Genomic DNA, 17,133 nt, shown 5'->3' with positions numbered 1-17,133 from the left:
GGACGCCGCCGCGCAGCCGGTGGGTAGCCTCCCGACAGGGCCGATGAGAAGACGCGGGAGACGGGGCGGACAGACATGGCGCTGGCGCTGTACCGCAAGTACCGCCCGGCGAAGTTCGCCGAGGTCGTCGGGCAGGAACACGTCACGGAACCGCTGCGCACCGCGCTGGAGTCCGGCCGCATCAACCACGCCTACCTGTTCAGCGGGCCACGCGGGTGCGGGAAGACCTCCAGCGCGCGGATCCTCGCGCGCTCGCTGAACTGCGAGCAGGGGCCCACCCCCGATCCGTGCGGGAAGTGCCGCTCGTGCATCTCGCTCGCGCCGGGCGGGCCGGGCAACATCGACGTCACCGAGCTCGACGCGGCCTCCCACGGCGGTGTCGACGACACCCGCGAGCTGCGCGACCGGGCGTTCTTCGCGCCGGCCGAGTCGCGCTACCGGGTGTTCATCGTCGACGAGGCCCACATGATCACCACGCAGGGCTTCAACGCCCTGCTGAAGATCGTGGAGGAGCCGCCGGAGCACCTGGTCTTCGTGTTCGCGACCACCGAGCCGGAGAAGGTGCTGCCCACCATCCGGTCGCGCACCCACCACTACCCGTTCCGGCTCATCCCGCCCGGCACGCTGCGCAGGCTCATGGAGCGCATCTGCGCCGAGGAGGGCGTGCAGGTCGAACCGACCGTCTACCCGCTGGTGGTGCGCGCGGGCGGCGGCTCCGCCCGCGACACGCTATCGGTGCTCGACCAGCTGGTCGCCGGTGCCGGCCCGGAGGGCGTCACCTACGAGCGGGCCGTGGCGCTGCTCGGTGTCACCGACCGGGCGCTCATCGACGACATCGTCGACGCGCTGGCGGCCGGCGACCGCGCCGCCGTGTTCGAGACCGTCGACCGGGTCGTCGAGGCCGGCCACGATCCCCGTCGGTTCGCCTCCGACCTCTTGCAGCGCCTGCGCGACGTGCTGCTGCTGCAATCCGTGCCGGACGCCGCCGCGCGCGGGCTGGTCGACGTCGCCGAGGACGAGCTGGCGCGCATGGTCGAGCAGGCCGACGCGCTCGGCACCGCCACGCTCACCCGCTACTGCGAGATCCTGCACACCGGCCTGATCGAGATGCGCGGGGCGACCGCGCCGCGGCTGCTGCTGGAGCTGCTCTGCGCCCGGATGCTGCTGCCCGCGGCGTCCCCGACCGAGGCTGGGCTGCTGGAGCGGATCGAGCGGTTGGAGCGGCGCAGCGTCGCTGCGGGCCCGGCCACCGCCGCGGACGCGGGCGCCGACGCCGGGGTGCCGGGCAAGCGGACCTTCCGCAGGTCGAGCCAGAGCGCACCCGAGCAGGCCGCACCGCCCCCCGCACCGGTCGCACCGCCGCCGGCCGAACCGACCGCGGCCGCGCCGCCGCGGGCACCGGAGCGACCGGCCGCGCCGCCGTCGTCCCGGCCTGCCGAGCGGCCCGTGGAGCGAACCGTCGCCGCACCCCCGCAGCGGCCGGCGGCTCCGCCTGCGGCGGTCGAGGCCGCGCCTGCTCAGCCCCCGGCGCCGGGTGGCGGCTCCGAACTCGACGCCGCCGCGGTGCGCCGCGCGTGGTCGCAGGTGCTGGCCGCCGCGCGCACCCGCAGCCGCAGCATCGAGGCGATGCTGGTCAACGCCACCGTGCGCGCGGTGAACGGTGACGAGCTGGTGCTCTCCATCGGGGCGCCGTCGCTCGCCCGGCGGCTGTCCGAGAGCCGCAACGCCGACATCGTCTCCGCGGCGCTGTACGAGGTGCTGGGCGTGCGCTGGCGGGTCCGCTGCGAGGCCGGGGACGGCCCGGCCGCGACGCGGTCGTCTGCCGCTGCGCGGCAGACGCCGCCGCGCTCCGAGCCGCCGCAGCACCGGCCGGTCCCGCCACCGGCTGCGTCGCAGCCGCAGCGCCCTGCCCCGCCGCCCCCGCCGCCGGAGCCCGTCGACGACGTGCCGCCCCCGCCGGAGCCCCCGGAGGACGAGGAGCCGCCGGAGGACGACGAGTACGCAGTCGATCCGCTGACCGACGAGGCCGCCCCGCCCGACATGCCCCCGCCGGAGCGCGACGGTCCGGAGGAGCAGGCGCTGCGGCTGCTGTCGAGCACCCTCGGCGCGCAGCCGATCGATCCGCGCTGATCAGCGGGGTAGGAAGGCCAGGATCCCGGTGGCGATGGCCGCGGCGTAGCGCTCGCGGCCTTCCGGCGTGGACAGCACCGCGGCCTCGGCCGGGTTGCGCATGTTCGCGCACTCCACCAGCGCGGCCGGGCGGCGGGCGAGGTTGAGCCCGGCGAGGTCGCCTCGCCCGATCAGCCCATCCGCGCCGAGGTAGGTCGACGTGGGGAACCCGGCGTCTCGTAGCGCGTCGCGCAGTGCGGTGGCCAGCGCCACCGATGGGCCGCCCAGCGCCGGGTCCGTCGGCGGATCGGCGTGGGCGACGTGGAAGCCGTGCCCGGCCGGGGCGGCCCCGTCGGCGTGCACCGACACGAGCAGGTCGGCGTCGGCCGCTTCGGCGGCGGCCGCCCGCTGGTCGACGCACGGCCCGACGCCGGTGTCGTCCTGCCGGGTCAGCACCACCGTGACCCCCGCGGCGACCAACCGGGCCTCGATGCGCTTCACGACGTCGAAGGTGAACGCGTGCTCGGGGTACCCGGCGTCGGTCTGGGTGCCCACGGTGTTGCACGCCTTGGTGCCGCCGCGGCCGTCAGGCACCTGCCGGCGGATCTCGGCGCGGGCGGCGTAGTTGCCCCCGTTGTGGCCGGGATCGAGCACGACCACCCGCTGCTCGGCGGGGGCGGGCGCGGCGGCGGTCGGTGTGAGCGCGGCCGGTGCACCGGCGGGCGCCGGGGCGGGTGCGGCGCCGGTGCACGCCACCGCACAGGTCACCGCGATCGCCGCCAGCAGCGGTCGGTGGGTGGTACGACGCACGTCACCACCCTCGCACGGCTACCCTGACGGCGGAGTCCGGTGCGCGCACGCGTCCCGGTGACGAGGGTGAGGGAGACCGCAGGTGCAACCGGGTGGGCCCGACATGCAGGCGATCCTGCAGCAGGCGCAGGTCATGCAGCAGCAGCTGCTGGCCGCTCAGGCGGAGCTGGCGGAGGCGGAGGTGACCGGGCAGGCGGGCAACGGGCTCGTCACGGTCACGATGACCGCTGCGCAGGAGGTGCGTTCGGTGGCGATCGACCCGAAGGTGGTCGATCCCGAGGACGTCGAGACGCTGCAGGACCTCGTCGTCGGCGCGTTCCAGGACGCGGCGCGCAAGGCGGCCGAGCTGCAGCAGCAGAAGATGGGACCGCTGGCCAGCGCACTCGGTGGTGGGTTCCCCGGTCTGGGCTGAGCGGTGTTCGAAGGACCGGTCCAGGATCTGATCGACGAGCTGGGGCGGCTGCCCGGTGTGGGACCGAAGAGCGCGCAGCGGATCGCGTTCCACCTCCTCGCCGCCGATCCGGCCGACGTGACGCGCCTGCAGGACGCGCTGCAGCGCGTGAAGCAGGGCGTGGTGTTCTGCGAGGTCTGCGGCAACGTCTCGGAGAAGCAGCGGTGCCGCTACTGCGCGGACCCGCGGCGCGACCCGACGATCCTGTGCGTCGTCGAGGAGCCCAAGGACGTCCTCGCGGTGGAGCGCACCCGTGAGTTCAAGGGCCGCTACCACGTGCTGGGCGGCGCGCTGGACCCGCTGGCTGGGATCGGCCCGGAGGCGCTGCGGATCAAGGAGTTGCTGTCCCGCCTCGGCGGTACCGGCCCGGCGGCGGACGAGACCGAGATCGCCGAAGTGATCATCGCGACCGATCCCAACACCGAGGGTGAGGCGACGGCGACCTACCTGGTGCGGCTGCTGCGCGATTTCCCCGGGCTGACGGTGACCCGGCTGGCGTCGGGCCTGCCGATGGGGGGCGACCTGGAGTTCGCCGACGAGCTCACGCTCGGGCGCGCCCTCTCCGGCCGCCGCGCCCTGTAGCGCTCAGGCGCGCGACGACCGGATCGGAGCGCTGAGGGGGCGAGGCATCAGTCCTCGTCCTCCTCGTCGTAGTCGTCGTACTCGGTGAACCCGGAGCGGCCGGAGTACGCGTGCAGGCGGCGCTGGCGGGCTTCCCAGCGCTCGCGCCGCTCGCGGGCGATCCGGCGCCAGCGAGCCGCCTGTGCCGCGTCGACGATCCCGACGACCACGGCGACGACGACCAGGAACCCGATCCCGATCGCGAAGTAGGTGATCATCTCGATCACCCTCCCTTCCCCCTGTTGCCGACCGGCGGTTGCCGGACGTCCGTGGTGCCCCGTTGTGGGCGAGCGGCGCCGGATGGGGTTGGCCCAGCGGCGCCGAGGCGAAGGCAGGTGCGGCGTGGTGACTTCCGTTACACCGCGCCTGGTGATGAGATTGCCTGACGCAGATGCATCATGCAATTGCAGAGCTGCCCGAGCGCCCCGGACGGAGCAATGCCCACTTCCCGGTCTCCCCTCGGTTCCCGGCGTCGGCTGGGTGCCGAGCTGCGTCGGTTGCGCACCCGCGCCGGACTGACGCTCGACGAGGTCGCGGCCCAGCTGACCTGCTCGACGTCGAAGATCTCGCGGTTGGAGACCGGCAAGGGCATCCCGAAGCTCCCCGACGTGCGGGAGTTGATCCGCATCTACGGGGTCACGTCCGACACCGAGCAGGAGATGCTGCTGCGGCTCGTGCACGACAGCCGGGAGCACGGCTGGTGGGAGCCGCTGCTGGACGGGCTGCCGCACGACACGGTCGTGGACCTGAGTGCCCGGCACGCCGCCCTGGAGTCCGACGCGCTGCGCGTGAGCGCGTTCGAGATCGTGTGGGTGCACGGCCTGCTCCAGACCCCCGACTACGCCAGGGCCGTGCTCGCCGCGACCGGCCGGGTCGAGCACGACGGGGAAATCGACCGGCTCGTCGAGCTGCGCAGGCGCCGGCAGGAGGCGCTGCTGCGCGCCGACTCGCCGCTGGAGCTGGTGCTCGTGCTGGACGAGTCGGTGCTGCACCGCGTGGTCGGGTCGCCCGCGATCATGGCCGAGCAGCTGCAGCACCTGTTGGTGATGGCGCGCCGGCCGAACGTCAGCGTGCGGGTCCTGCCCTTCGCCGGGGGTGCGCGGCGCGGGCACGCCGGCGCGTTCGGCGTGATCGAGTTCCTGCCCGGGGCCGGTAGCGACGTCGCCTACCTGGAGGGGCACACCGGGCTGACCCACCTCGACGGACCCGGCGATGTGGAGGAGTACCGCGCCGTGTTCGGCGAGCTGCTCCTCGCTTCGCTCGACGCGACCGCATCCTTGGCCGAGATCGATCGTTTCCGAGACATCCACGAGTCCTACGCGGAGGGTCGACCGGCGTGACCACGTACCGGGTCAGCAGCTTCTGCTGCAGCGGAGCATGTGTCGAGGTGGGTCTGCGCGACGACGGGTCCGCCGTCGTGCGCGACACCAAGGATCCCGCCCGGGCCGTGGAGCAGGAGTGCTCGGCGCAGGCGTGGGCAGCGTTCCTCGCCGGCGCCGCGGCGGGTGAGTTCGACCTGCCGAGCTGAGACCATCGCCCCGTGGACGACGCGCGGATCACACGCACTCGCCGGTCCCTGCACGCGGTGGCCGAACTGGTGATCGCCGGCCCGCAGTACCGCGCGGTCGGGACGATCCGGCTGCAGGCCACCCCCGGCGGCTTCGGCGCCGTCCGCTCGTCGCTGCGGGTGGAGGGCACCGACCTGGTCCGGCCCGGCGGGCGCAGTCCGCTGGCCGGCACCTGCCGCGCGCTCGCCGAGGCCGCTGGCGTCGAGGTCGGCGCACCCGAGGGGCTCTACCACGACGGCGCCGACCTCGGCCCGGACGACGAGCTCGTCGTCGAGGAGGCGGCCGCGGGCCTGATCGCCGAGTGGTTCGCCCGCGGCGACTCCGCGCTGCGCACGTTCGCGCCCGACATCAGCCCCGTGCTGTGGCCGGAGCACTTCGACCTGGCCATCTCGCTCGACGGCGTCAACTACGGCGTGTCGCCCGGCGACAGCGCGATCCCGCACCCGTACGCCTACGTGGGACCGTGGACGCCGCGCGAGGGGGAGTTCTGGAACGTGCCGTTCGGGGCGGTGCGCACGATGGAGCAGGTGGCCGACCACCGCGTGCTGGCCGCGTTCTTCGCCGAGGGCCGGGAACGGGCGGCTGAGGGCTGACCCCGGCCCGAGAGCAACGAACGGCACTCCCGTGAGCAATGGTGCTCACGAAAGTGCCGTTCGTCGACGAAGCCCTCAGCGCATCACGCGGTTCACGGCCGAGATGACGGCCTTCAAGCTCGCGGTCACGATCGAGGAGTCGACGCCCACGCCCCACAGCACGCGGTCCTCGATGGTGCACTCCACGTAGGCCGCGGCCCGGGCGTCGTCACCGGAGGACATCGCGTGCTCCTGGTAGTCGAGCACCCGGACGTCGTAGCCGATGCTGGCCAGCGCGTCGACGAACGCCGCGACCGGGCCGTTGCCGCTGCCGACGATCTCGTGCAGCTCGTTCTCCACCCGCACGGTGGCCACGATCTCGTCGGTGCCCTCGCCGTCGCTGGTCAGGCGGTGGCGGATCAGCTTGAGCGGGGTCTGGCGGGTCAGGTACTCCGTCTCGAAGATGTCCCGCATCTCCTTGGGCGTGACCTCGCCGCCTTCGCTGTCGGTGATCTCCTGGATCACCCGCGAGAACTCGATCTGCAGCCGGCGCGGCAGGTCGAACTGGTGCTCGGTCTTCATGACGTAGGCGACGCCGCCCTTGCCGGACTGCGAGTTCACCCGGATCACGGCCTCGTACGTGCGGCCGATGTCCTTCGGGTCGACCGGCAGGTACGGGACCTCCCACGGGAACTCGTCGACGTCGACGCCGGCTTCCTCGGCCGCCGCACGCATCGCGTCGAAGCCCTTGTTGATGGCGTCCTGGTGGCTACCGGAGAACGCGGTGTAGACCAGGTCGCCGCCCCACGGGTGACGCTCGTGGACGGGCAGCTGGTTGCAGTACTCGACCGTGCGCCGGATCTCGTCGATGTCGGAGAAGTCGATCTGCGGGTCGATGCCCTGGGTGAACAGGTTCATGCCCAGGGTCACCAGGTCGACGTTGCCGGTGCGCTCGCCGTTGCCGAACAGGCAGCCCTCGATGCGGTCCGCGCCGGCCATGTAGCCCAGCTCGGCCGCCGCGACCGCGGTGCCGCGGTCGTTGTGCGGGTGCAGCGACAGGATCAGCGCGTCGCGGCGCTCCAGATGCCGGCTCATCCACTCGATGGAGTCGGCGTACACGTTCGGTGTGGCCATCTCCACCGTCGCCGGCAGGTTCACGATCATCGGCGATTCGGGGGTCGGCTGCCAGATCGCGCTGACCGCGTTGCACACCTCGACGGCGTACTCCAGCTCCGTGCCCGTGTAGGACTCGGGCGAGTACTCGAACCGCCACTCGGTGTTCGGGTACTTCTCGCTGAACCGCAGCACGTCCTCCGCGCCGTCGGTCGCGATCTTGGTGATGCCCGGCTTGTCCTGCCGGAACACGACCCGCCGCTGCAGGATCGACGTCGAGTTGTACAGGTGGACGATCGCGCGCGGTGCGCCCTCGCAGGCCTCGAAGGTGCGCTCGATGAGCTCGGGGCGGGCCTGCGTCAGGACCTGGATCGTGACGTCGTCCGGGATCGCGTCGTCCTCGATGATCTCGCGGACGAAGTCGTAGTCGGTCTGGCTCGCCGCCGGGAAGCCGACCTCGATCTCCTTGAAGCCCATGCGCACCAGCAGGTCGAACATGCGCCGCTTGCGCGTCGGGCTCATCGGGTCGATCAGCGCCTGGTTGCCGTCACGCAGGTCGACCGCACACCACAGCGGCGCCGTGGTGATGCGCTTGTCCGGCCAGGTGCGGTCCGGCAGCGAGATCGGCTGGACCAGCTCGTGGAACGGCTTGTACCGGTGGATCGGCATATGGGAGCCGCGTTGGCGGTTCCACGCCGGCTGATCGGCCGGGACGGGGCCGGAGGGCTTGCGCAGACGGCTGTTGGCGGCGGATACGAATGCGTCGGGCGGGTTCACGGGGATTGGCTCCTTCTTGTGTGCCGATCAGGGACTTCGACCGGCGCACGCCTGAACCCGCGACGAGGGGCCGGTCGGTCAGACCCCGCCGCGGCGGCGAAGGAGAAGAGCACCCCAGATGTCGCGCACGGAGCCGAGGGTAGACCCATCCCCGCGCGGCCACGCAACCCACCCCCGCACGGACGTCACCCGATCAGCGGATGTGGCTTCGGTCGGCGTCCGTCCCGCGATCATGCCAGGATGGGCCTGACCAGGTCGTTGCGCCTCGAGGAGAACGTCATGGCAGTCGGCACCACGGCCAGGCGGGGCATCGACATGTTCGCCGGCCTCCTCCGCATCGTCGGCCTGCTGATCGTCGCGGTGCTCGTGGTGCACATCCTGCTCGTCGTGCTGGAGGCCAACCCGGCGAACACGTTCGCCCAGACCGTCGCGGAGCTGGCGGACACGTTCGACCTGGGACTGTCGAACCTGTTCCAGTACAGCGAGGCCAAGCTGTCGGTGATCCTCAACTACGGGATCGCCGCCGCGATCTGGTTCCTCATCACGGCGGTGGTCGTGCGGCTGGTGCGCCGGCTGGGCTGAGGTGGTCGGGGTGCGGTCGGCGGGGTGACGAAGCCCTGCGTGTGGTCTGGCTCAATCCGCACTGCGCCATCTGCTGTCCCGGGTAGGCTGACGACCCGACCAGCGCCTCACACGGCGCCCACGTAATCGACGGCGCACAACCCCACATCGCGCCAGTGCAGGAGGTCGGCGGTGGCCCTCGTCGTGCAGAAGTACGGCGGATCATCGGTCTCGGATGCGGATCGCATCAAGAAGGTCGCCGAACGGATCGTCCGCACGCACAAAGAGGGCCACGACGTCGTCGTGGTCGCCTCCGCGATGGGCGACACCACGGACGACTTGATCGATCTCGCCGAGCAGGTCTCCCCGTCCCCGCCGCCGCGCGAGCTGGACATGCTCCTCACCGCGGGGGAGCGGATCTCGAACGCGCTGCTGGCCATGGCCATCCACGCCCTCGGCGTGGAGGCGCGCTCGTTCACCGGCTCCCAGGCCGGGATGGTCACCACCGGCAAGCACGGCGACGCGCGGATCGTGCAGGTCAACCCGCACCGGCTGCGCGACGCCCTCGACGAGGGCTCGATCGTGCTGGTCGCCGGGTTCCAGGGCGTCTCGCAGGACACCAAGGACGTGACCACGCTCGGCCGCGGCGGCTCCGACACCACCGCGGTCGCGCTCGCCGCCGCGCTGGAGGCCGACGTCTGCGAGATCTACTCCGACGTCGACGGCGTCTACACGGCGGACCCGCGGATCGTGCCCGACGCGCAGCTGCTCGACACGATCACCTACGAGGAGATGCTCGAGATGGCCGCGTGCGGGGCGAAGATCCTGCACCTGCGCGCCGTCGAGTACGCCCGCCGCTACAACGTCCCGCTGCGCGTGCGCAGCTCGTACACCGACAAGCCGGGTTCGCTCGTCACCGGCTCGATCGAGGAGATCCCCTTGGAGAACGCGATCATCACCGGGGTCGCGCACGACCGGTCCGAGGCGAAGATCACCGTCACCGACGTCCCGGACACCCCGGGTATGGCGGCGCGCATCTTCCGCACGCTGGCCGACGCCGAGATCAACATCGACATGGTGCTGCAGAACGTCAGCCGCAGCTCGGAGCGGCGCACCGACATCACGTTCACGCTGCCCAAGGTCGACGGCCCGAAGGCGGTGGCGGCGCTCGAGGCGGTGCAGCCGGAGATCGGGTTCGGCGAGGTCATCCACGACGACCAGGTCGGCAAGGTCTCGCTGGTCGGCGCCGGGATGCGCAACCACCCCGGGGTCACCGCGACTTTCTGCGAGGCGCTCTCCAACGCCGGGATCAACATCGAGACGATGAACACCTCGGAGATCCGCATCTCGGTGATCTGCCGGGTCGAGCAGCTCGACACCGCGGTGAAGGCGCTGCACGACGCGTTCGAGCTGGGCGGCGACGAGCCGGCCGTCGTGCACGCGGGGACCGGGCGATGAGCGCCGGGCCGGTACTGGCGATCGTCGGGGCCACCGGTGCCGTCGGCACCACGATGATCGACATCATCAACGGGCGCGAGTCGGTGCCGTGGTCGGACATCCGGCTCATCGCCTCGCCCCGCTCGGCGGGCAAGGTGCTGCAGGTCCGCGGTCAGGACATCACGGTGCGGGCGCTGGCGCCGGAGGTCTTCGACGGCGTCGACATCGCGATGTTCGACGTGCCCGACGAGGTCAGCGCCGAATGGGCGCCGATCGCGGCCGCGCGCGGCGCCGTCGCCGTCGACAACTCGGGCGCGTTCCGCATGGACCCGGACGTGCCGCTGGTGGTGCCCGAGGTCAACGCGGAGAAGGTCACCGAGCGACCCAAGGGGATCATCGCGAACCCCAACTGCACGACGCTGTCGATGATGGCCGCGATGGGCGCGCTGCACCGCGAGTTCGGCCTGGAGGCGCTGGTCGTGGCGTCGTACCAGGCCGCGTCCGGGGCCGGGCAGGGCGGCGTCGACCGGCTTTACGCCGAGCTCGCCGCCGTCGCCGGCAAGCAGGTGGGCAACCGCGGCGGCGACGTCGCCGAGGCGCTCGCCGAGGCCGGGCTCGATCCGGCCGACTCGCCGTTCCCGGCGCCGCTGGCGCTCAACGTCGTGCCGTGGGCGGGCTCGCTCAAGGACGACGGCTGGTCGTCGGAGGAGCTGAAGGTCCGCAACGAGTCCCGCAAGATCCTCGGCATCCCGGACCTGAAGGTGTCCGCGACCTGCGTGCGCGTCCCGGTCGTCACCACGCACTCGCTGGCCGTGCACGCCACGTTCCAGCGCGAGGTCACCGTCGAGGCCGCGCACAAGGTGCTCGCCGCGCAGCCGACGATCGTGCTGCGCGACGACCCGGCCGCGGGGGAGTGGCCGACCCCGGCCGACGCGGTGGGCGGTGACCCGACGTGGGTGGGCCGGATCCGGCAGGCGCTGGACTTCCCGCGCACCCTCGACCTGTTCCTGTGCGGCGACAACCTGCGCAAGGGTGCCGCGCTGAACACGTACGAGATCGCCGAGGAAGTCGCGCGGACGCTGTGAGGTACGTCGTCGTGGGCGCCGGCGGGGTCGGTGCCACGATCGGCGGCCGGCTGTTCGAAGCGGGCTTCGACGTGCTGCTGGTCGCGCGCGGCGCGCACCTGGAGGCGCTGGTCGCGCGCGGCCTGCGGCTGGAGGAGCCGGGTCGGTCCCGCGCGATCCCGGTCCCGGCCGCGGCGGCCGCGGACTGGCGGCCCGGTGACGTCGCGCTGGTGTGCGTGAAGTCGCAGGACACCGCGGGCGCGCTCGCCGGCGTGCCGCGGGACGTGCCGGTGGTGTGCGCGCAGAACGGCGTCGCCAACGAGCGGTGGGCGCACGAGGCCGGGTTCACCGCCGTCTACGGCGTGTGCGTGGTGCTGCCCGGGGAGATCGTCGAGCCGGGCGTGGTGGTGGACGCGTTCACCCCGGCGCCGGGTCTGCTCGACGTGGGCCGCTGGCCGGAGGGAGTCGACGCGCGGGCCGAGCAGATCGCTGCCGACCTGCGGGCGGCCGGGTTCCGCAGCCGGGCCGTGCCGGACGTGATGCGGTGGAAGTACCGGAAGCTCATCCGCAACCTCACCAACGCCGCTGACGCGGCCTGCGCTCCCGACGATCCCGATCTGCGCGAGCTGCTGCGTGCGGCGTGCCGGGAGGGAGAACAGGTGATCGCGGCTGCCGGGATCCCGATCGTGAGCCGGGCCGAGGACGAACAGCACCGCGGGGACCTGCGGATCGTGCCGGTAGGCGGGCGCGAGCGCGAGGGCAGCTCGACCCGGCAGAGCCTCCGCCGCGGCTCCGGTTCGGTGGAGGTCGACCACCTCAACGGCGAGATCGTCCGCCTCGGCGCCCGGCACGGTGTGCCCACACCGGTGAACGCGGTGCTGCTGGCGACCGTGACCGAGATGGCCGCGGCCGGCGAACCGCCGGGCACCCGCCGCGCGGCGGACCTGCTCGCCGCGGCCGCCCGCGCGGTGGCCTCCTGATCGCGCTCAGGTCTGCGGAGGCCGGTTGCGTCGAGAATGAAGTCGTGGCGAATTCGAATCGATTCGCTCGACCACGACCTCGTTCTCGACGCGGAGGAGCCCGGGGAGCTCAGCGGCCGATCGTGTCCAGCTCCGCCAGGTCGTCCGGGGAGAGGGTGAGGCCGGCGCCGGCGATGTTCTCCCGCAGGTGCGCCACCGACGACGTGCCGGGGATCAGCAGGATGTTCGGCGACCGCTGCAGCAGCCACGCGAGCGCGACCCCCATCGGTGCCGCCCCGAGCCGCGCAGCCACGGCCTCGAGCGTCGCGGACTGCAGCGGTGTGAACCCGCCGAGCGGGAAGTACGGCACGTAGGCGATCCCCTGCTCGGCGAGCCGGTCGATCAGCTCGTCGTCCTCGCGGTGGGCGAGGTTGTAGTGGTTCTGCACGCACACGATCGGCGCGATCGACTGCGCCTCGGCGATCTGCGCCGGGGTCGCGTTGCTCATCCCGAGATGCCGGATGAGCCCGTGCTGCTGGAGCTCGGCCAGCGTCTCGAACGCCTCGGCGATCGGCTCCTCCCTGCGCCCGGCGACGTCGCCGACCCGGAGGTTGACCAGGTCGAGCACGTCGAGTCCGAGGTGGTCGAGGTTGTCGTGCACGGCCTTGCGCACGTCCTCGGGGCGCCGCGCGACCGGCCAGCCGCCCTGCGCGTCGCGGACCGCGCCGACCTTCGTCGCGATGACCAGGCCCTGCGGGTAAGGGTGCAGGGCCGCGCGGATCAGCTCGTTGGTGATCACCGGGCCGTAGGCGTCGGCCGTGTCGATGTGGGTGATGCCCAGGTCGGCGACCTCGCGCAGGACCGCGAGGGCGCCGTCGCGGTCGGCGGGCGGGCCCATGACGCCCGGGCCCGCGAGCTGCATCGCGCCGTACCCGAAGCGGGTGACGGCCAGGTCGCCCAGCGTCCACGTGCCGCCGGGGAGGGTGGTGGTCGACGTGCCCATGCCGCCACTGTGCGCGGCGCCCGAGCGCCTACCCAGGTCCCCGGCGTCACTGGTACTCGCAGGGACAGGAACACCCGCGCTGCCGCGGTTTACCGTGGTGGTCGTGCGCGAGGAGAACCGGCTCGGGGCGTATCTGCGGGCCCGCCGGGAGCTGGTGACGCCGGAGAGCGTCGGCCTGCCGGTGCACGGCGTCCGCCGGGTGCCGGGGCTGCGCCGCGAGGAGGTGGCCATGCTCGCCGGCATCAGCGCCGAGTACTACCTTCGGCTCGAACAGGGCCGCGACCGCAACCCGTCGCCGCAGGTCCTGGACGCGCTCGCCCGCGTGCTGCGGCTCGACGACACCGCCACCGCCTATCTGCACGAGCTGGCTGCGTCGCGGCCGCGCGCCCGGCGGCGCCGCCCACGTCGCCCGGTCGTGCCGCCGCAGACCGCGCAGCTGCTGGAGGTGATCGGCGTGCCCGCGATCGCGGTGGACACCCACCTCGACGTGCTCGCCGCCAACGCGCTCGCGACCGCGCTCGACCCGGCCATGCGGGTCGGCGAGAACCGGATGCGCTCGCTCTTCCTCGACCCCGCCCAGCACGCCCTCTACCCGGACTGGGTGCACTGCGCACCCCACCTGGTCGCGACCTACCGCAACAAGCTCGGGCCCGACGTCGACGATCCGCGCGCCGTGCAGCTCGTCGGCGAGCTCTCGCTGGCGAGCGAGGAGTTCCGCCGGTCCTGGGCCCGCCACGACGTGCGGCAGCCGCAGAGCAAGAGCGTCCGGGTCGTCCATCCACAGGTCGGGGAGATGCGGCTGTGGATGGCCAAGCTGCAGGTCGACGGGACCGACGGCATCGAGATCATCGCCCACCACGCCGAGCCGGGGACGGCGGACGCCGACCGGCTCGCCCTGCTCGGCTCGCTGGTCGCGGATCCGGCGCGGTCGCGTACCGCGGTGGAGTCCGGGCGGCACTGACGGCAGCGGCCCTCGTCCGCCCGTAACGACCTCGCGGTTCAACCAGACGTACCGGGCATGCCTCCCGCTTCCTCCGGCTCGGGCTACGAAAGCTCGGTCCCTCACCGGGCCCGCAGGCCGGAAGATCTCCCCACCGTCCCGTTCGCCGTTGTTCCGCAGCAGCGCTGGGCGCCACCGCCCGTCCCTGCGCCGGCAGCGCCGGAGCCAGCCGTCAACGTCGCGGCGTACATCGCTCTGGCCAGCGGGTTGTTGGCGATGGTGATCCTGCCGATCCTCCTGGGGCCGGTCGCGATCGTGGCCGGGCTGATCGGCGAGGCGCAGTCCCGCAAGGAGGGCCGAAGCGGTCAGAAACCGGGCTTGATCGGCCTCCTTCTGGGGATCGTTGCGGTCGTGATCATGCTTGGCCGGTGGGGACGGCTCTAGCGTTCGGGAGGCGGGCCGCCCGATCAGCGGACCAGCAGCCGCGCCACCACGATGCGGTGATCGCTGCCCGCTAGATCGCGCACCTCGAACGCGGCCGGGTCGATGCCGGCGGTCGCGAGGACGTGGTCGATCTGCGGGCCGAGGGCCCGGGCGGCGGCGCTCGGCCCCCACGTCGGGACGAGCCCTGCCCCCAGGGCCGCCGCAGCGTCCGTGCAGCCCGCGGCACCCGCGCGCAGCGCCGAGTGGTCGAGGGTGGCGTTCAGGTCGCCCAGGACGACGGCGCGCCCCTCGCCGCCGCACCAGCGCGACAGCATCGCGAGATCGGCTCGCCACGCCGCCATCCGCCCCCGCACCGGGGACGCCGCGTGGTACGCGACGACGGTGACGTCGCCGAGCCCCGCCCCGGAGAGGGCCACGGGCCGCTCCAGCCCGGCCTCGTCGCCCACCGCGACGGCGACGTCGCCGAGCCGCTCGTGCACCAGCACCCCGACCGTCCCGGCGGACTCGATCACGCGGTAGCCCAGCGGCGCCACCAGCGGGCGGATGCGCCGGCCGAAGCGCTCGCCCGCCTCCGGCAGCGCGACGACGTCCGGGCCGGTCTCGCGGATCGCGGCGGCGAGCGCCTGCGGATCGGCGTTGCCGCGCAGCACGTTCGCAGCCATCACGGTGAGCGGCCGGCCCTCGGTCGCGACCGGTCCGGCGATCGCCCGCGGCAGCACGCCGAACCCGGCGGTGAGGGCCACGACGAGCGTGCCGACGAGCACCGGCCATGCCCTGCGGCGGAACACCGTGATCACGCCGAGCAGCACCGCGAGCCCGGCCGTCGCGGCCGCCAGCCACGGCCGGAACGCCACGACCTGCGTGAACGGTGCGTAGCTGTCCAGGCTGCCGAACAGATCAGGAAGCACGACGACGGCCAGCGCGACCGTCCACACGACCGCGAGACCGAACCGTGGCCGTCGGCGCAGGGGGCGCTCGGTCGGCGCGGTCACCTCGGCCACGTCGGTCACGCCCGTGACGCTACGTGGCCCGCTCCCGGCCCGGCACCGATCGGGGCGAACCTCCACGAGACCTTCACACGCCGTCCGGGGTGCGGGGCTGTTCGACGATCCGCGCCGGGATCCGCGTCGCCGCGACCAGCATGACGACCGCGAGGAGCACCATCACCGCGGCGATGCGGACCATCGCGACGCTGAGCAGGTCCGGGTCGACGGCGGTCCCGGCGACCTCGCTGATCCGGGAACCGACCGTGGCGTTGGCGATCGCGCCGAACACGGCGACACCCACCGCGCTGCCGGTGGAGCGCAGGAACATGTTGGCGGCGGTGACGACACCGCGCTCGGACCAGCCGACGCTCGACTGCGACGCGATCACGGTCGGGGCCACGGTGAACCCCATGCCGAGCCCGATGAACGCGCAGAAGGCGGCGACGAGGAGCACCGGGGTCTCCTCGTCGAGGGTGAGCAGGAACGCCGAGCCGATCACGGCGAGCGAGGTGCCGAGCACCACGCAGACCCGGAAGCCGAAGCGCAGGAAGATCCGCCCGGACTGCGACGCAGCGGCCGGCCAGCCCAGCAGCAGCGCACCGACCGCCAGGCCCGCCACGAGCGGGCCGTGCCCGAGCACCACCTGCACGTAGGTGGGGACGTACGAGGAGAGCCCGAGCCAGATGGCCCCGGCGCCGACGGCGATGATCCCGCTGACGACGAGCAGCCGCCGCTTGAACACCCACAGCGGCAGCACCGGTTCCGCGGCCTTGCGCTCCACCAGCACGAACACCGTGAGCAGCACGACGGCGCCGCCGGTGATCGCGATCCCGGCGGGGGAGAGCCACGCCCAGGCCTGCCCACCCTCCAGGATCGCCAGCAGCGCCAGCGTCAGCCCCGCGGTGAGCAGCACCGATCCGCGGACGTCGATCCGCGGCCGCCCCCGCTGCACGCGCTCGGCGAACTTCTTCACGACCAGCGCCGCCGTGATCAAGCACAGCGGCACGTTGATCAGGAAGATCCACCGCCACGAGGCGTACTCCGACAGCAGGCCGCCGAGCGTCGGACCGACCACCGACGACATCGCCCACACACTCGCGATGTAGCCCTGCACGCGGGCCCGCTCGGCGGTCGTGTACAGGTCCCCGACGATCGTGACCGCCATCGGCTGGATCGCCCCGGCGCCTAGACCCTGCACCACCCGCGCGGCGATCAGCACCGGCATCGCCCAGGCCAGTCCGCACAGCACCGAGCCGACGAGGAACACCCCGATGCCGATCAGCAGGACCGGCCTGCGCCCGAACAGGTCGGCGAGCTTGCCGTACACCGGCACGGTGACCGCCTGCGCGAGCAGGTAGCACGAGAACAGCCAGGGGAACTCGGTGAACCCGCCGATGTCGGCGACGATCGAGGGCACCGCGGTCGAGATGATCGTGGAGTCGATCGCGATGAGCGCCGTGGCGAGCATGGCCGCCAGGAGCACCGGCCCCCGGTCCGAGCGCAGTCCGATGGAGGTCCCGGTCCTCACCGGCCCATTCTCGTCCGCCGCCGTTACGCGTGCGCAGTTCGTGGTGAACCCCACCCGGGCTCGCGCGACGCCGCGCATCGCTGCCGCTTCCCGGCGTGGCCGAGGCTCCCGCCGCAGCCGATCTGCCGCGACGGCGCCCGGGCTCACCACCCCGGACTGTCCCGCCTCACCTGGCCGAGCACGACCGGAA

General features: G+C 72.9%; 18 protein-coding genes. 12 read left to right on the top strand and 6 right to left on the bottom strand.

The features are described from left to right. Window positions 1-75 precede the first annotated feature (75 nt). On the top strand, window positions 76-2,130 hold the full coding sequence (locus tag BUE41_RS09960; RefSeq protein WP_073456742.1) for a DNA polymerase III subunit gamma and tau: 2,055 nt from the start codon (window positions 76-78) through the stop codon (window positions 2,128-2,130). On the opposite strand, the gene BUE41_RS09955 is transcribed toward BUE41_RS09960, so the two are convergent. Then, window positions 2,131-2,919 (bottom strand): N-acetylmuramoyl-L-alanine amidase, encoded by a 789-nt coding sequence (locus tag BUE41_RS09955; RefSeq protein WP_084754683.1) that lies wholly within the window; start codon window positions 2,917-2,919, stop codon window positions 2,131-2,133. 103 nt (window positions 2,920-3,022) lie between these two features. Between BUE41_RS09955 and BUE41_RS09950 the strand changes: the two genes are divergently transcribed. Continuing rightward, window positions 3,023-3,331 carry a YbaB/EbfC family nucleoid-associated protein gene (locus BUE41_RS09950; protein ID WP_234997155.1) on the top strand — a complete coding sequence of 103 codons (309 nt, stop codon included), beginning with the start codon at window positions 3,023-3,025 and terminating at the stop codon, window positions 3,329-3,331. Between the two features lie 3 nt (window positions 3,332-3,334). Beyond that, window positions 3,335-3,952 carry a recombination mediator RecR gene (recR, locus tag BUE41_RS09945; RefSeq protein ID WP_073456740.1) on the top strand — a complete coding sequence of 206 codons (618 nt, stop codon included), beginning with the start codon at window positions 3,335-3,337 and terminating at the stop codon, window positions 3,950-3,952. A gap of 47 nt (window positions 3,953-3,999) precedes the next feature. Here the strand turns inward: recR and BUE41_RS09940 are convergent, their stop codons facing one another. Next, window positions 4,000-4,209, bottom strand: a complete 210-nt coding sequence (locus BUE41_RS09940) for a hypothetical protein (protein WP_143172072.1) — start codon at window positions 4,207-4,209, stop codon at window positions 4,000-4,002. A 180-nt stretch (window positions 4,210-4,389) separates the two neighbouring features. Here BUE41_RS09940 and BUE41_RS09935 point away from each other — a divergent pair, with 180 nt between their 5' ends. From BUE41_RS09935 to BUE41_RS09925, 3 genes are read left to right on the top strand one after another with little or no spacing between them, the layout of a single operon-like run. Then, window positions 4,390-5,331 (top strand): helix-turn-helix domain-containing protein, encoded by a 942-nt coding sequence (locus BUE41_RS09935; protein WP_084754682.1) that lies wholly within the window; start codon window positions 4,390-4,392, stop codon window positions 5,329-5,331. After that, entirely contained in the window at window positions 5,328-5,519 is a 192-nt protein-coding gene (locus tag BUE41_RS09930; protein ID WP_073456737.1) for a DUF397 domain-containing protein, read from the top strand. The genes BUE41_RS09935 and BUE41_RS09930 overlap by 4 nt, the downstream gene beginning before the upstream one ends. 12 nt (window positions 5,520-5,531) lie before the next feature. Continuing rightward, a complete protein-coding gene (locus BUE41_RS09925) occupies window positions 5,532-6,152 on the top strand; it encodes a hypothetical protein (protein WP_143172071.1) in 621 nt (206 codons plus the stop codon). A 75-nt stretch (window positions 6,153-6,227) separates the two neighbouring features. On the opposite strand, the gene leuA is transcribed toward BUE41_RS09925, so the two are convergent. Then, window positions 6,228-7,913, bottom strand: a complete 1,686-nt coding sequence (leuA, locus tag BUE41_RS09920) for a 2-isopropylmalate synthase (RefSeq protein ID WP_234997130.1) — start codon at window positions 7,911-7,913, stop codon at window positions 6,228-6,230. Between the two features lie 387 nt (window positions 7,914-8,300). Between leuA and BUE41_RS09915 the strand changes: the two genes are divergently transcribed. The 4 genes from BUE41_RS09915 (at window position 8,301) to BUE41_RS09900 (ending at window position 12,063) form a co-directional block, all read left to right on the top strand. After that, window positions 8,301-8,603, top strand: a complete 303-nt coding sequence (locus BUE41_RS09915) for a hypothetical protein (RefSeq protein WP_073456858.1) — start codon at window positions 8,301-8,303, stop codon at window positions 8,601-8,603. Window positions 8,604-8,774: 171 nt separating this feature from the next. Next, entirely contained in the window at window positions 8,775-10,040 is a 1,266-nt protein-coding gene (locus tag BUE41_RS09910; protein ID WP_073456735.1) for an aspartate kinase, read from the top strand. Beyond that, window positions 10,037-11,104: an aspartate-semialdehyde dehydrogenase gene (locus tag BUE41_RS09905; protein WP_073456734.1), complete on the top strand. Its 1,068-nt coding sequence runs from the start codon at window positions 10,037-10,039 to the stop codon at window positions 11,102-11,104. Before BUE41_RS09910 ends, BUE41_RS09905 begins: the two co-directional genes overlap by 4 nt. Further along, window positions 11,101-12,063 carry a ketopantoate reductase family protein gene (locus BUE41_RS09900; protein ID WP_073456733.1) on the top strand — a complete coding sequence of 321 codons (963 nt, stop codon included), beginning with the start codon at window positions 11,101-11,103 and terminating at the stop codon, window positions 12,061-12,063. Before BUE41_RS09905 ends, BUE41_RS09900 begins: the two co-directional genes overlap by 4 nt. Before the next feature lie 109 nt (window positions 12,064-12,172). Here BUE41_RS09900 and BUE41_RS09895 read toward each other — a convergent pair whose 3' ends face one another. Further along, the gene (locus tag BUE41_RS09895; protein WP_073456732.1) at window positions 12,173-13,045 is read right to left on the bottom strand and encodes an aldo/keto reductase family oxidoreductase; all 873 of its coding nucleotides are present in this window, start codon (window positions 13,043-13,045) and stop codon (window positions 12,173-12,175) included. 103 nt (window positions 13,046-13,148) lie between these two features. Between BUE41_RS09895 and BUE41_RS09890 the strand changes: the two genes are divergently transcribed. After that, window positions 13,149-14,006: a helix-turn-helix transcriptional regulator gene (locus BUE41_RS09890; protein WP_234997128.1), complete on the top strand. Its 858-nt coding sequence runs from the start codon at window positions 13,149-13,151 to the stop codon at window positions 14,004-14,006. A gap of 57 nt (window positions 14,007-14,063) precedes the next feature. Next, window positions 14,064-14,429, top strand: coding sequence for a hypothetical protein (locus tag BUE41_RS09885; RefSeq protein WP_073456731.1), 366 nt, complete (start codon window positions 14,064-14,066; stop codon window positions 14,427-14,429). Between the two features lie 23 nt (window positions 14,430-14,452). On the opposite strand, the gene BUE41_RS09880 is transcribed toward BUE41_RS09885, so the two are convergent. Continuing rightward, complete coding sequence (locus BUE41_RS09880) at window positions 14,453-15,439, bottom strand: endonuclease/exonuclease/phosphatase family protein (RefSeq protein WP_073456730.1); 987 nt, start codon at window positions 15,437-15,439, stop codon at window positions 14,453-14,455. A gap of 64 nt (window positions 15,440-15,503) precedes the next feature. Beyond that, complete coding sequence (locus BUE41_RS09875; protein WP_073456729.1) at window positions 15,504-16,943, bottom strand: MDR family MFS transporter; 1,440 nt, start codon at window positions 16,941-16,943, stop codon at window positions 15,504-15,506. Window positions 16,944-17,133: the final 190 nt, after the last annotated feature.

The sequence above is a fragment of the Pseudonocardia thermophila genome (assembly GCF_900142365.1).
Classification (GTDB): domain Bacteria; phylum Actinomycetota; class Actinomycetes; order Mycobacteriales; family Pseudonocardiaceae; genus Pseudonocardia; species Pseudonocardia thermophila.
Note: the sequence above shows the minus strand (reverse complement) of the source record. Positions and strands in the feature narration are given on the sequence as shown.

Bases quoted from the DNA above. Each gene is read 5' to 3' on its own strand.
- BUE41_RS09960 (WP_073456742.1), top strand. From the start codon at position 76: ATGGCGCTGGCGCTGTACCGCAAGTACCGCCCGGCGAAGTTCGCCGAG.
- BUE41_RS09950 (WP_234997155.1), top strand. From the start codon at position 3,023: ATGCAGGCGATCCTGCAGCAGGCGCAGGTCATGCAGCAGCAGCTGCTG.
- BUE41_RS09940 (WP_143172072.1), bottom strand. From the start codon at position 4,209: ATGATCACCTACTTCGCGATCGGGATCGGGTTCCTGGTCGTCGTCGCC.
- BUE41_RS09935 (WP_084754682.1), top strand. From the start codon at position 4,390: ATGCAATTGCAGAGCTGCCCGAGCGCCCCGGACGGAGCAATGCCCACT.
- leuA (WP_234997130.1), bottom strand. From the start codon at position 7,913: ATGCCGATCCACCGGTACAAGCCGTTCCACGAGCTGGTCCAGCCGATC.
- BUE41_RS09915 (WP_073456858.1), top strand. From the start codon at position 8,301: ATGGCAGTCGGCACCACGGCCAGGCGGGGCATCGACATGTTCGCCGGC.
- BUE41_RS09905 (WP_073456734.1), top strand. From the start codon at position 10,037: ATGAGCGCCGGGCCGGTACTGGCGATCGTCGGGGCCACCGGTGCCGTC.
- BUE41_RS09895 (WP_073456732.1), bottom strand. From the start codon at position 13,045: ATGGGCACGTCGACCACCACCCTCCCCGGCGGCACGTGGACGCTGGGC.
- BUE41_RS09885 (WP_073456731.1), top strand. From the start codon at position 14,064: ATGCCTCCCGCTTCCTCCGGCTCGGGCTACGAAAGCTCGGTCCCTCAC.